The following is a 13,453-nucleotide window of genomic DNA, read 5'->3' as shown; positions in this document are numbered from 1 at the left end:
ACAGATATCAATAAAGACTCAGGTGTTCAGTACATCAACATCAGCGAACCGGTGGTGACTCCGGTGTTTGAGCTGAGTGATGCTGAACGCGAAGCGATTGAACACGAGAAACATCACTACGAAGATGCCCGTGCGGCCTCCATCGAAGCGTTGAAGATCGTGCAAAAAGCGCGTGGCTGGGTGCCTGACGGCGCTATCTACGCGATCTCCGATGTTCTGGGCATTCCTGCCAGCGACGTGGAAGGTGTGGCAACGTTTTACAGCCAAATTTTCCGCCAGCCGGTGGGGCGTCATGTGATCCGTTACTGCGACAGCGTGGTGTGCCACATCACTGGTTATCAGGGGATCCAGGCTGCTCTGGAACAACAGTTGCACATCAAGCCGGGCGAAACGACCGAAGACGGACGTTTTACTCTGCTGCCGACCTGTTGCCTTGGCAACTGTGACAAAGGCCCGTCGATGATGATCGACGAGGACACGCACAGCCGCCTGACACCAGAAGCTATCGGCCAGCTACTGGAGCGCTATGTATGACAATCAACGGTTATACGCCAAGACACATTGAACGCACGCCGGAAATGCATCCGCTGACATGGCGTATGCGTGATGATGAGCAGCCGGTCTGGCTCGACGAATACCGCAGTAAAAACGGTTACGTCGGCGCAGAAAAGGCGCTCAAAAGCATGGCGCAGGACGAAATAGTCAATCTGGTGAAAGACGCTGGCCTGAAAGGGCGCGGCGGCGCAGGTTTCTCCACCGGTCTGAAGTGGAGCCTGATGCCAAAAGACGAAAGCATGAACATCCGCTATCTGCTGTGTAACGCCGATGAGATGGAACCCGGTACGTACAAAGACCGCATGCTGATGGAGCAAATGCCGCATCTGCTGGTGGAAGGTATGTTGATCTCCGCGTTCGCGCTGAAATCTTACCGTGGCTACATCTTCCTGCGTGGCGAATACATTGAAGCTGCTGTGAATCTGCGTCGCGCGATTGCAGAAGCCACAGAAGCGGGCCTGCTGGGTAAAAATATCCTCGGTACCGGTTTTGACTTCGAACTGATCGTCCACACCGGTGCGGGTCGTTATATCTGCGGTGAAGAAACTGCATTGATTAACTCGCTCGAAGGCCGCCGCGCTAACCCGCGTTCCAAGCCACCGTTCCCGGCCTCTGCCGGTGCGTGGGGGAAACCGACCTGTGTGAACAACGTCGAAACCCTGTGCAACGTGCCTGCCATTCTGGAGCACGGCGTGGACTGGTACAAAGGCATGTCAGCGGGCAAAAGCGAAGATGCCGGTACAAAACTGATGGGCTTCTCTGGCCGGGTGAAAAATCCGGGCGTTTGGGAACTGCCTTTCGGCACAACTGCACGTGAAATTCTTGAAGACTATGCCGGCGGTATGCGTGATGGCCTGAAATTCAAAGCCTGGCAACCGGGCGGCGCAGGGACTGACTTCCTGACCGCCGATCATCTGGATCTGCCGATGGATTTCGCCAGTATCGGCAAAGCCGGTAGTCGTCTGGGCACTGCGCTGGCGATGGCCGTTGATCACGAGATTGGCATGGTGCCGCTGGTACGTAACCTGGAAGAGTTCTTCGCCCGCGAATCTTGTGGCTGGTGTACGCCGTGCCGCGATGGTTTGCCGTGGAGTGTGAAGATCCTGCGCGCACTGGAGCGTGGCGAAGGCCAGCCGGGAGATATCGAAACTCTCGAACAGCTTTGCCGCCAACTGGGTCCGGGCAAAACCTTCTGCGCACACGCGCCGGGTGCCGTGGAGCCATTGCAGAGTGCGATTAAATATTTCCGGGAAGAGTTCGAGGCGGGCATCGCCAAACAGCATTACAGCAACGCGCGGGCGATTGGCGGTATTCAGCCAAACAACCTGCTGAAACAGCGCTGGTAGTGAAGGCAACAGGCAGCGGACGTGAGCCCGCTGTGCGCGAAATCCCAAAACAAGGGACGCGCTGTCGATTGATAGACGCCAACCCGGCAAGAATTTTTGATTAACGCCCGCCGTCAGGTGGGCCACGTGGAAGCATGCTGACTATGGCTACGATTCATGTAGACGGCAAAGAATACGATGTAGACGGAGCGGACAACCTGTTACAGGCTTGCCTCTCTCTTGGCCTCGATATTCCTTATTTTTGCTGGCATCCGGCGCTGGGAAGCGTCGGCGCTTGCCGCCAATGTGCGGTTAAGCAATACCAAAACGCGGAAGACACGCGCGGTCGTCTGGTGATGTCATGTATGACACCAGCGTCCGATGGCACCTTCATTTCCATCGACGACGGCGAAGCGAAAGAGTTTCGTGAGAGCGTTGTGGAATGGTTGATGACCAACCACCCGCACGACTGCCCGGTATGTGAGGAAGGCGGTAACTGTCACCTGCAGGATATGACAGTGATGACCGGCCACAGTATGCGCCGTTACCGCTTCACCAAGCGTACCCATAACAATCAGGATCTTGGCCCGTTCATCTCTCACGAAATGAACCGCTGTATCGCCTGCTACCGTTGTGTCCGTTATTACAAGGATTACGCGGACGGCACCGACCTGGGTGTATATGGCGCGCACGACAACGTCTACTTCGGTCGCCCGGAAGATGGCCCGCTGGAAAGCGAGTTCTCCGGTAACCTGGTAGAAGTCTGTCCGACCGGCGTATTTACCGATAAGACCCACTCCGAACGCTACAACCGTAAATGGGACATGCAGTTTGCGCCAAGCATCTGTCAGCAATGTTCCGTTGGCTGTAACACCAGCCCAGGCGAGCGTTATGGCGAACTGCGTCGTATCGAAAACCGTTACAACGGTACCGTGAACCACTACTTCCTTTGTGACCGTGGTCGTTTCGGTTATGGCTACGTCAACCTGAAAGATCGTCCTAAGAAGCCTTTGCAGTTACGTGGCAACGACTGGATCGAACTGAACGCTGAACAGGCGATGCAGGGCGCGGCAGATATTCTCCGTCAGGCCAAGAAAACCATCGGTATCGGTTCTCCGCGTGCCAGCCTTGAAAGTAACTTTGCACTGCGTGAACTGGTGGGAGCCGAAAACTTCTACACCGGAATTAACGCCGCAGAGCAGGGTCGTCTGCAATTGATGCTCAACGTATTGCGTAATAGCGGTGTTCACACACCGGCGTTGCGCGAAATCGAAGATTACGATGCGGTCCTGGTGCTTGGCGAAGACCTGACGCAGACCGGCGCACGTATTGCGCTGTCAGTGCGTCAGGCAGTGAAAGGTAAAGCGCGCGCAATGGCCGCAGCCCAGCGCGTGGCTGACTGGCAAATCGCCGCGGTGCAAAACATCGGTCAGCATGCCAAACATCCGCTGTTTATTACCAACGTAGACAACACCAAACTCGACGATATCGCGGCTTACAATTACCGTGCGCCGGTTGATGAGCAGGCCCGTTTTGGCTTTGCCATCGCCCATGCGCTGGATAATTCAGCGCCAGCGGTTAGCGATCTGGCCGATGGCCTGAACAAGAAAATCGACGTGATCGTGCAGGCACTGACCGGTGCGCGCAAGCCACTGATCATCACCGGTTCCAATGCAGGTTCTGACGCAATCATTGAAGCGGCTGCCAACATCGCCAAAGCACTGAAAGTAGCAGGCAGCGATGTCGGTATTACTTTTGTGGCATCGGCGGCCAACAGTATCGGCCTGTCGATGATTGGCGGCGGATCGCTTGATGCAGCCCTTGAGTTACTGACTCAGGGTGACGCAGACAGTGCCATCGTGATGGAAAACGATCTTTACCGTCAGGCGCCGGAAGCCAAAGTCGATGCCGCGTTAGCCAATGTGCAGAACCTTCTGGTTGTTGACCATCAGCGCACGCGCATTATGGATAAAGCAACCCTGATCCTGCCTGCGGCGAGTTTCGCAGAAAGTGACGGCACGCTGGTAAATCAGGAAGGCCGCGCTCAGCGCTTCTTCCAGGTTTATGACCCGGCTTACTACGACACCACCGTTGCGATGCTGGAAAGCTGGCGCTGGATGCACTCGCTGCATTCTACCGTCAACAACCGTCACGTGGACTGGACGCAGCTTGATCATGTAATTGAAGCCTGCGTTGAGGCACTGCCGCAGCTCAAAGGCATGGTTGAAGCCGCACCAAACGCCAGCTTCCGCATTCGTGGACAAAAACTGGCACGTTCTCCGAACCGTTCAAGCGGACGTACGGCGATGCGCGCAAACATCAGCGTACATGAGCCTCGTCAGCCGCAAGATAAAGACACCATGTTTGCCTTCTCTATGGAAGGGAACAATAGCCCGACAGCCAACCGTAATCAGGTGCCATTCGCCTGGGCGCCAGGCTGGAACTCACCGCAAGCCTGGAACAAATTCCAGAGCGAAGTTGGCGGCAGTCTTCGCCACGGTGATCCGGGCGTGCGTCTTATCGAAGCAGGAGAGGGTAGTCTCGACTACTTCACCACGATTCCTGCTGTCTTCACCGCGACCGAAGGGAACTGGCGTATCGCGCCTTATTACCATCTGTTCGGCAGTGAAGAGATGACGCAGCGTTCTGCTGTCATTCAGCAACGTATGCCTGCTCCTTATGTGATGGTTAACCCGGCCGATGCCGCTCAGTTAGGCGTAAATGCTGGTTCTCAGGTGGAATTCACCTGCGCCGGCCAGTTGCTGAAACTGCCGGTGCGTCTGAGTGAAACCCTGAACCAGGGCCAGCTTGGCCTGCCGTTGGGCCTGCCGGGCATTCCACCGATTCTGGTTGGCACCACGGTTGAAAATCTGCGGGAGGCAGCACAATGAGCTGGTTTACACCTGTCGTGATCGATTCGCTGATCGCTATTCTGAAAGCCATCGTGATCCTGCTGGTCGTAGTGACCTGCGGGGCCTTCATGAGCTTCGGGGAGCGTCGCCTGCTTGGTCTGTTCCAGAACCGTTACGGACCAAACCGTGTCGGCTGGGGCGGATCCCTGCAGCTGGTTGCCGACATGATCAAGATGTTTTTCAAGGAAGACTGGGTACCTAAATTCACCGACAAAGCCATCTTTACACTGGCCCCGATGATTGCATTTACGTCCCTGCTAATTTCCTTTGCGATCGTTCCGGTCAGTCCGACCTGGTTCGCCGCCGATCTGAACATCGGTATTTTGTTCTTCCTGATGATGGCCGGTCTGACCGTCTATGCTGTGCTGTTTGCTGGCTGGTCCAGTAACAACAAATATTCGTTGCTGGGTGCGATGCGTGCATCCGCCCAGACGCTCAGCTACGAAGTGTTCCTCGGTCTGTCGCTGATGGGCGTCGTGGCGCAGGCAGGTTCTTTCAACCTGCAAGACATCGTCAACTCTCAGGCACACATGTGGAATATCATTCCGCAGTTCTTCGGCTTCGTGACCTTTGCGATTGCCGGCGTGGCCGTGTGTCACCGTCACCCGTTTGACCAGCCGGAAGCTGAGCAGGAACTTGCCGATGGTTACCACATTGAATATTCCGGGATGAAATTCGGTCTGTTCTTTGTGGGCGAATACATCGGTATCGTGACCGTTTCCGCGCTTATCGTCACCTTGTTCTTCGGTGGCTGGCAGGGGCCGTTCCTTTATCCGGTTATCTGGTTTGCACTGAAAACGGCGTTCTTCATGGTGATGTTCATTTTGATCCGTGCTGCTTTACCGCGTCCCCGCTACGACCAGGTGATGTCATTTGGCTGGAAAGTTTGCCTGCCACTGACCTTGCTTAATCTGCTGGCGACCGCTGCGGTCATCTTGTACAACGCGCAATAAGGGGTGATGAAACCATGACATTGAAAGACTTAGTGGTCGGGTTCGGGACCCAGGTTCGTAGCTTGTGGATGATAGGCTTGCATGCCTTCGCCAAGCGCGAAACCCAGATGTACCCGGAAGTACCGGTCAATCCACCTCCGCGTTACCGTGGTCGTATCGTGCTGACGCGCGACCCCGACGGTGAAGAGCGCTGCGTTGCCTGTAACCTGTGCGCGGTAGCCTGTCCGGTAGGCTGTATTTCTCTGCAAAAAGCAGAACATAAAGACGGCCGCTGGTATCCGGAATTCTTCCGCATCAACTTCTCACGCTGCATTTTCTGCGGTCTGTGTGAAGAAGCTTGCCCGACAACAGCAATTCAGCTGACGCCGGACTTCGAAATGGGTGAATTTAAGCGCCAGGATCTGGTGTACGAAAAAGAAGATTTGTTGATCTCTGGACCGGGTAAGTATCCGGAATATAACTTCTACCGGATGTCCGGTATGGCCGTTGACGGCAAGCCGAAAGGCGATGCAGAAAACGAAGCCAAACCGATCAACGTCAAAGGTCTGTTGCCTTAAGGAGCCGCAAGCATGGAATTTGCATTTTATATTGCAGCCCTGGTGGCCGTGTTGGCGACATTGCGTGTTATCACGCACACCAACCCGGTACATGCACTGCTGTATCTGATCGTCTCTTTGCTGGCAATTGCTGCGGTGTTCTTCTCACTCGGCGCGTATTTTGCCGGTGCACTTGAGATCATCGTTTATGCCGGGGCCATCATGGTGCTGTTCGTGTTCGTAGTGATGATGCTGAACCTTGGCAACGTCCAGGAACAGGAACGCGCATGGTTACAGCCTTCGACCTGGATCGGACCGTCGATTCTGGCCGTGGTGTTACTGGGCGTGATGATCGCTTCTATCGTTGGTCTGCACGATCACGGTATCAAAGGCGACATGGTTGACGCGAAAGCGGTCGGTATCGCGCTGTTTGGTCCTTACGTTCTGGCGGTTGAGCTGGCTTCAATGCTGCTGCTGGCCGGTCTGGTTGTTGCGTTCCACATTGGTCGTGAACATAAAGCGGGTGAAGTCTTTGGTGATGCACCGGCCACGACGGAAATGGCAAAAAGAAAATCGGAGGAGAGAGCATGATCCCTCTACAACATGGCCTGATCCTGGCCGCGATCCTCTTTGTGTTGGGGCTGACCGGACTGCTTGTCCGTCGTAACCTGCTGTTTATGTTGATCAGTCTCGAAGTGATGATCAACGCAGCGGCGCTGGCGTTCATTGTGGCAGGAAGCTATTGGGGTCAGGCAGACGGTCAGGTGATGTACATTCTGGCAATCAGCCTGGCTGCGGCGGAGGCCAGTATTGGTCTGGCGTTGCTGCTGCAACTGTATCGCCGTCGCCACACCCTGAATATTGATACTGTCAGTGAGATGCGCGGATGAACTTACTCTATTTAACTATTCTGTTCCCGCTGATTGGCTTCCTGTTATTGGCCTTCTCACGCGGTCGCTGGTCTGAAAATACGTCGGCTACGGTTGGCGTGGGTTCGATTGGTCTGGCAGCACTGACCACCGTATATGTGGGCATCAACTTCCTCAGCCAGAAAGCGGCGGGTGTTGAAGTCTTCAACCAGACATTGTGGAACTGGATGCAGGTCGGGGATTTCAACATCTCCGCAACGCTGACCCTCGACGGTTTGTCGATGACCATGCTCTCCGTGGTCACCGGCGTCGGTTTCTTCATCCACATGTTCGCATCCTGGTACATGCGCGGTGAAGAGGGGTACTCACGCTTCTTCGCTTACACCAACCTGTTTATCGCCAGCATGGTGATTTTGGTACTGGCAGACAACTTACTGCTGATGTACCTCGGTTGGGAAGGTGTGGGCCTGTGCAGTTACCTGCTGATCGGTTTCTACTACACCAATCCGGCGAACGGCGCGGCAGCGATGAAAGCCTTCATCGTGACGCGTGTGGGTGACGTATTCCTGGCGTTCGCACTGTTCATCCTGTACCGCGAGCTGGGTACGCTGAACATTCGTGAACTGATGGTGCTGGCACCGCAGAAACTGGCGGTAGGCGATACGGCAATTACCTGGGCAACCCTGATGTTACTGGGTGGTGCTGTGGGTAAATCCGCACAGCTGCCGCTACAGACCTGGCTGGCAGACGCCATGGCCGGCCCGACACCCGTTTCCGCACTGATCCATGCCGCGACCATGGTCACCGCCGGTGTTTATCTGATTGCACGTACTCACGGCCTGTTCCTGATGGCGCCTGACGTCCTGCATCTGGTGGGCATTATCGGGGCTGTCACGCTGGTACTGGCTGGCTTCGCCGCGCTGGTGCAGACCGACATCAAACGCGTACTTGCTTACTCAACCATGAGCCAGATTGGTTACATGTTCCTGGCATTGGGCGTTCAGGCGTGGGATGCCGCGATTTTCCACCTGATGACGCACGCGTTCTTTAAAGCACTGTTGTTCCTTTCTTCCGGTTCGGTCATTTTGGCCTGCCACCACGAACAGAACATCTTCAAGATGGGTGGATTGCGTAAATCCATTCCGCTGGTGTACGTCTGCTTCCTGGTCGGTGGCGCGGCGTTGTCTGCCTTGCCAATCATCACCGCGGGCTTCTTCAGTAAAGATGAAATCCTCGCCGGTGCGCTGGCTAACGGTCATCTCAATCTGATGATTGCCGGTCTTGTCGGTGCGTTTATGACCTCGCTGTACACCTTCCGCATGATCTTCATCGTGTTCCACGGCGAAGAAAAGATCAAAGCTCATGCGGGTAAAGGCATCACTCACCACCTGCCGCTGCTGGTATTACTGGTTCTGTCCACCTTCATTGGCGCAATGATTGTCCCGCCACTGAAAGGCGTACTGCCGGAAACCACTGAGCTGGCGCATGGCAGCGTGCTGACCCTGGAAATCACGTCAGGCGTGATTGCGATTGCCGGTATTCTGCTGGCGGCGGCCTTGTATCTGGGTAAACGCTCGCTGGTCAACAGCATCGCGAAAAGCGCGCCGGGTCGTTTCTTCACGACCTGGTGGTTCCACGCCTGGGGCTTTGACTGGCTGTACGACATGATTTTCGTGAAACCCTATCTGGCTATCGCGAAACTCCTGCAGCGTGACCCGCTGAACTCGATGATGAATCTGCCTGCGATTTTCACCCGTCTGGGTAACCGCGGTCTGACCCTCAGTGAGAACGGTATGGTTCGCTGGTACGTCGCGTCAATGGGGCTGGGTGCAGTGGTTGTACTTGCACTGCTGCTGGTGATTTAAGCCTGTCTTACGGGTGTCATTATCAATGCCGGTTTGTCTGTCTGACGGCCGGCAAGTGAAATAGCCTACGGGCATAAAAGAAGGGAACGACACGCCATGCTATTACCTTGGCTAATATTTATCCCCTTTATCGGCGGGCTGCTGTGCTGGCAGACTGAGCGCTTTGGGAGCAAAGTACCGCGCTGGATCGCGTTGATTGCGATGGGGCTGACGCTGGCTCTTTCCGTGCAATTGTGGTTGCAGGGAGGATACTCATTAACATCACCTGCGGGCATTCCACAGTGGCAATCCGAGTTCTCGGTGCCGTGGATCCCTCGCTTTGGTATCAGCTTCCATCTGGCGCTGGACGGTTTGTCCCTGCTGATGGTTGTACTGACCGGTTTGCTCGGCGTACTGGCGATCCTCTGTTCGTGGCGTGAAATCCAGAAGTATCAGGGTTTCTTCCACCTGAACCTGCTGTGGATCCTCGGCGGTGTTATCGGCGTGTTCCTTGCCATCGACTTGTTCCTATTCTTCTTCTTCTGGGAAATGATGTTGGTGCCGATGTACTTCCTGATTGCTCTGTGGGGTCACAAGGCGTCAGACGGTAAAACGCGTATCAGCGCAGCAACCAAGTTCTTCATCTATACGCAGTCCAGCGGCCTGGTCATGCTGATTGCAATCCTGGGTCTGGTGTTCGTGCATTACAACGCGACCGGTATCTGGACATTCAACTATGCCGACCTGCTGAAAACGCCGATGTCGAATAATGTTGAATATCTGCTGATGCTGGGCTTCTTCATCGCCTTTGCGGTGAAAATGCCGGTAGTACCGTTACACGGCTGGCTGCCAGATGCGCACAGTCAGGCACCGACCGCCGGTTCCGTCGACTTAGCGGGTATCTTGCTGAAAACCGCTGCTTACGGGATGTTGCGTTTCTGTCTGCCGCTGTTCCCGGAAGCGTCACACCAGTTTGCCCCGATTGCTATGTGGCTGGGTGTGATAGGTATCTTCTACGGTGCGTGGATGGCCTTCGCGCAGACCGATATCAAACGTCTCATTGCCTACACCTCTGTCTCGCACATGGGCTTCGTGCTGATTGCTATTTATACCGGCAGCCAGCTGGCATATCAGGGCGCAGTGATTCAGATGATTGCACACGGTCTGTCCGCAGCCGGTATGTTCATCATCTGTGGTCAGCTATATGAACGTCTGCATACCCGTGATATGCGTCAGATGGGCGGACTGTGGGGACGCATAAAATACCTGCCAGCGTTATCACTGTTCTTTGCCGTGGCGACCTTAGGGATGCCGGGTACCGGTAACTTTGTGGGTGAATTCATGATCCTGTTTGGCAGCTTCCCGATTGTACCGGTGATCACTGTCATCTCGACCTTCGGTCTGGTCTTTGCCTCGGTCTATTCCCTGGTGATGATGCAACGCGCTTACTACGGTAAAGCGAAGTCTGACCAGCCGCTGCCAGGCATGACCGCACGCGAATTGTCGATCATTCTGTTACTGGTGGTATTGCTGGTGGCGCTGGGCTTCTACCCGCAGCCAATCCTTGATACTTCAAGTGCAGCGATGACCAACATTCAACACTGGTTCGGATCATCAGTTTCCACTATTTCAACGACAAGGCCGTAACTCGCCATGACATTTACACTTCAAAATCTGATCGCACTATTACCGCTGATGATCGTCGGATTGACGGTGGTGGTGGTGATGCTGTCCATTGCGTGGCGACGCGACCATTTTCTTAATGCCACACTGACAGTCATCGGGCTGAACGTTGCCTTACTTTCCCTTTACTACGTCGGGCAGGTCGGGCCGCAGGATGTCACGCCGCTGCTGCGCGTTGACGGCTATTCGATGTTCTACATCGGGCTGGTACTGCTGGCGAGTCTGGCCACCAGTACATTTGCGTATCCATGGCTGGTCGGTTATCCGGACAACCGCGAAGAGTTCTATCTGTTAGTGCTCATCGCGGCCATGGGCGGCATTCTGCTGGCATGTTCTAACCATCTGGCGTCAATGTTCCTCGGAATCGAACTGATTTCCCTGCCATTGTTTGGCCTTATTGGTTACGCCTACCGTCAGAAACGCTCGCTGGAAGCAGCCATCAAATACATGCTGTTGTCCGCTGCTGCGTCATCTTTCCTGCTGTTTGGTATGGCGTTGCTGTACGCACAGTCTGGTGATTTGTCCTTCGCGGCGCTGGGTAAAAATCTGGCCGATGGCGTGATGCTGCACCAGCCGCTGTTGCTGGCCGGTCTGGGGATGATGATTGTAGGTCTGGGCTTCAAACTGTCACTGGTTCCTTTCCACCTGTGGACCCCCGATGTGTATCAGGGCGCGCCTGCTCCGGTGTCGACCTTCCTGGCCACTGCCAGCAAGATCGCTATCTTTGCCGTGGTCATGCGTTTATTCCTGTACGCACCAGTGGCCGACAGCGAAGCGATTCGCATTGTGCTGGGTATTATCGCCTTCTGCTCGATTTTGGTCGGTAACATCATGGCGATTAGCCAGAGCAACATTAAACGTCTGCTCGGTTACTCCTCCATCGCACACCTCGGCTATCTGCTGGTGGCGCTGATTGCGGTGCAAACCCATCAGCTGTCGATGGAAACCGTCGGTGTATATCTGGCTGGTTATCTGTTCAGCAGCCTCGGCGCGTTCGGCGTGGTCAGCCTGATGTCCAGCCCGTACAAAGGCCCGGATGCAGAATCGCTGTTCTCCTACCGTGGGTTGTTCTGGCACAAGCCGATCCTGTCTGCGGTAATGACCGTGATGATGTTGTCACTGGCCGGTATCCCGATGACCCTTGGCTTTATCGGTAAGTTCTACGTGATTGCGACCGGCGTGACCGCGCATCTGTGGTGGCTGACCGGTGCGGTGGTAGTGGGTTCGGCGATTGGTCTTTACTACTACCTGCGCGTTACCGTCAGCCTGTACCTCAGTGCGCCGGAAACGCTGGTCCGTGATACCCCGAATAACTGGGCATTAACGGCAGGCGGCGTGGTGGTATTGATCTCCGCAATTCTGGTGTTGTTGCTGGGTATCTTCCCGCAACCGCTGATTACGCTGGTACAGATGGCACAACCCATGCTCTGACCGGCAGGTTAAGAATGATGAAGCCGCTCAACTGAGCGGCTTTTTTTTAATCAAAATGATTGGCTATTGTGATGTAAGTCACATTTATATGTACGTTCAGCATTAAATTGCATTCAATTTGTGATCTCGCCCATTCCATTCTTCCCGTCAATGCGTACACTGCGCGCTTGTCCAAATTTGCGCAGGTTTTAAACTATGAATGTTTTAGTGATGATAGCGATCACCACCGGGATCCTCTCCGGGATATGGGGCTGGGTGGCAATCAGCCTTGGTCTGATCGGCTGGGCAGGGTTCCTCGGCTGCACGGCGTATTTTGCCTGCCCGCAGGGCGGCCTGCGCGGACTGGCTATCAGTACACTGACCTGCATGAGCGGCGTCTTCTGGGCTGTGGTTATCATCGCAGGTAGCGCCATTCGTCCAGAGTGGAGCATTCTGGGTTACATGCTGACTGGCGTCGTGGCATTCCTGATGTGCATTCAGGCAAGGCAGCAGTGGCTGGCGTTCGTACCGGGTACATTTATAGGTGCCTGTGCGACTTTTGCGGCCCAGGGCGACTGGCGTTTGGTGGTTGTATCGTTACTGGTCGGACTGGTTTTCGGATACGCGATGAAAAACAGCGGATTATGGCTGGCGAAACAGCGCGAGAAGCAGCAGCTGGCTGCGAAAAATACACACGCGCTCAGCCAGGTAAAAGGCTCGGAAGGTTCTTAAAACCCCGTTTTTATGGAAGTTTATGTGTAATCTCACAGGCATTTCATCCCGATCTGCGCTAGGGTTAAAGGCAAGTGAACGATCACATCATAAGGAGATAACCATGGCTGACCAATTTGAAGCACAGCAGAATTCGTTAGATGACGATTTACGCATGCTGACTGAAACGCTGGAAGAAGTGCTGAAATCTTCCGGTGATAAAGCTGACGATAAATACGTTGAAATCAAGACGCGTGCGGAAGACGCACTGAAAGACATCAAATCCCGTCTTGATCCGAAAGCTCGCTCATACTGCCGTAAAGCCCGTGACGTTGCCGAGCAAACGGACAGCTATGTGCGTGAAAATCCATGGCACGGCGTAGGTGTCGGCGCTGCGGTAGGTTTAGTTGTTGGCCTGTTGCTGCGTCGCTAAATAGCAGACTGATGAACAGAGAGCACTGTGTAAAAACAGTACTGGAGGGCAGTTTATGGCTGCCCTTGTTTTTTTAGCTTTTTGCCACTTTGATAATCCTTTTTTCTCCTCCTATACTCCTTCCTATCTAACGCTACTCACTACAGCTTGATCTGTCGCATATTTTCATTTTTCGTAACGCCGCATAATTCATCCGTAATTGATCCAACCTGTTTTTTGATC

Annotated in this window: 12 protein-coding genes; all 12 read left to right on the top strand. The window is 54.5% G+C overall.

What is annotated here, in order from left to right; genetic code table 11:
* Nucleotides 1-33 precede the first annotated feature (33 nt).
* The 12 genes from nuoE (at nucleotide 34) to GE278_14625 (ending at nucleotide 13,231) form a co-directional block, all read left to right on the top strand.
* Entirely contained in the window at nucleotides 34-534 is a 501-nt protein-coding gene (gene nuoE, locus GE278_14680) for an NADH-quinone oxidoreductase subunit NuoE (GenBank protein ID QLK63305.1), read from the top strand.
* Nucleotides 531-1,901 carry an NADH-quinone oxidoreductase subunit NuoF gene (nuoF, locus tag GE278_14675; protein QLK61945.1) on the top strand — a complete coding sequence of 457 codons (1,371 nt, stop codon included), beginning with the start codon at nucleotides 531-533 and terminating at the stop codon, nucleotides 1,899-1,901. The genes nuoE and nuoF overlap by 4 nt, the downstream gene beginning before the upstream one ends.
* 143 nt (nucleotides 1,902-2,044) lie before the next feature.
* On the top strand, nucleotides 2,045-4,771 hold the full coding sequence (gene nuoG / locus GE278_14670; GenBank protein ID QLK61944.1) for an NADH-quinone oxidoreductase subunit NuoG: 2,727 nt from the start codon (nucleotides 2,045-2,047) through the stop codon (nucleotides 4,769-4,771).
* The gene (gene nuoH / locus GE278_14665) at nucleotides 4,768-5,745 is read left to right on the top strand and encodes an NADH-quinone oxidoreductase subunit NuoH (protein QLK61943.1); all 978 of its coding nucleotides are present in this window, start codon (nucleotides 4,768-4,770) and stop codon (nucleotides 5,743-5,745) included. The genes nuoG and nuoH overlap by 4 nt, the downstream gene beginning before the upstream one ends.
* A 14-nt stretch (nucleotides 5,746-5,759) precedes the next feature.
* The gene (gene nuoI / locus GE278_14660; protein ID QLK61942.1) at nucleotides 5,760-6,302 is read left to right on the top strand and encodes an NADH-quinone oxidoreductase subunit NuoI; all 543 of its coding nucleotides are present in this window, start codon (nucleotides 5,760-5,762) and stop codon (nucleotides 6,300-6,302) included.
* A gap of 12 nt (nucleotides 6,303-6,314) precedes the next feature.
* Nucleotides 6,315-6,872 (top strand): NADH-quinone oxidoreductase subunit J, encoded by a 558-nt coding sequence (gene nuoJ, locus GE278_14655; protein QLK61941.1) that lies wholly within the window; start codon nucleotides 6,315-6,317, stop codon nucleotides 6,870-6,872.
* Nucleotides 6,869-7,171, top strand: a complete 303-nt coding sequence (nuoK, locus tag GE278_14650; protein QLK61940.1) for an NADH-quinone oxidoreductase subunit NuoK — start codon at nucleotides 6,869-6,871, stop codon at nucleotides 7,169-7,171. The genes nuoJ and nuoK overlap by 4 nt, the downstream gene beginning before the upstream one ends.
* Complete coding sequence (gene nuoL, locus GE278_14645; GenBank protein QLK61939.1) at nucleotides 7,168-9,015, top strand: NADH-quinone oxidoreductase subunit L; 1,848 nt, start codon at nucleotides 7,168-7,170, stop codon at nucleotides 9,013-9,015. Before nuoK ends, nuoL begins: the two co-directional genes overlap by 4 nt.
* Nucleotides 9,016-9,111: 96 nt before the next feature.
* On the top strand, nucleotides 9,112-10,641 hold the full coding sequence (gene nuoM / locus GE278_14640) for an NADH-quinone oxidoreductase subunit M (GenBank protein ID QLK61938.1): 1,530 nt from the start codon (nucleotides 9,112-9,114) through the stop codon (nucleotides 10,639-10,641).
* A gap of 6 nt (nucleotides 10,642-10,647) precedes the next feature.
* Nucleotides 10,648-12,108, top strand: a complete 1,461-nt coding sequence (gene nuoN, locus GE278_14635) for an NADH-quinone oxidoreductase subunit NuoN (protein ID QLK61937.1) — start codon at nucleotides 10,648-10,650, stop codon at nucleotides 12,106-12,108.
* A 195-nt stretch (nucleotides 12,109-12,303) separates the two neighbouring features.
* The gene (locus tag GE278_14630; GenBank protein ID QLK61936.1) at nucleotides 12,304-12,819 is read left to right on the top strand and encodes a DUF1097 domain-containing protein; all 516 of its coding nucleotides are present in this window, start codon (nucleotides 12,304-12,306) and stop codon (nucleotides 12,817-12,819) included.
* Nucleotides 12,820-12,922: 103 nt separating this feature from the next.
* Nucleotides 12,923-13,231 carry a DUF883 family protein gene (locus GE278_14625; protein QLK61935.1) on the top strand — a complete coding sequence of 103 codons (309 nt, stop codon included), beginning with the start codon at nucleotides 12,923-12,925 and terminating at the stop codon, nucleotides 13,229-13,231.
* Nucleotides 13,232-13,453 lie beyond the last annotated feature (222 nt).

The organism is Enterobacteriaceae bacterium Kacie_13 (assembly GCA_013457415.1).
Lineage (GTDB): Bacteria > Pseudomonadota > Gammaproteobacteria > Enterobacterales > Enterobacteriaceae > Rahnella.
The sequence above is the reverse complement of the archived record's forward strand: the minus strand, read 5'-3'. Positions and strand labels throughout refer to the sequence as shown.

Coding starts and splice junctions, on each gene's coding strand:
- nuoF (QLK61945.1), top strand. CDS start 531: ATGACAATCAACGGTTATACGCCAAGACACATTGAACGCACGCCGGAA.
- nuoH (QLK61943.1), top strand. CDS start 4,768: ATGAGCTGGTTTACACCTGTCGTGATCGATTCGCTGATCGCTATTCTG.
- nuoI (QLK61942.1), top strand. CDS start 5,760: ATGACATTGAAAGACTTAGTGGTCGGGTTCGGGACCCAGGTTCGTAGC.
- GE278_14630 (QLK61936.1), top strand. CDS start 12,304: ATGAATGTTTTAGTGATGATAGCGATCACCACCGGGATCCTCTCCGGG.
- nuoK (QLK61940.1), top strand. CDS start 6,869: ATGATCCCTCTACAACATGGCCTGATCCTGGCCGCGATCCTCTTTGTG.
- nuoG (QLK61944.1), top strand. CDS start 2,045: ATGGCTACGATTCATGTAGACGGCAAAGAATACGATGTAGACGGAGCG.
- nuoL (QLK61939.1), top strand. CDS start 7,168: ATGAACTTACTCTATTTAACTATTCTGTTCCCGCTGATTGGCTTCCTG.
- nuoN (QLK61937.1), top strand. CDS start 10,648: ATGACATTTACACTTCAAAATCTGATCGCACTATTACCGCTGATGATC.
- nuoM (QLK61938.1), top strand. CDS start 9,112: ATGCTATTACCTTGGCTAATATTTATCCCCTTTATCGGCGGGCTGCTG.
- nuoJ (QLK61941.1), top strand. CDS start 6,315: ATGGAATTTGCATTTTATATTGCAGCCCTGGTGGCCGTGTTGGCGACA.
- GE278_14625 (QLK61935.1), top strand. CDS start 12,923: ATGGCTGACCAATTTGAAGCACAGCAGAATTCGTTAGATGACGATTTA.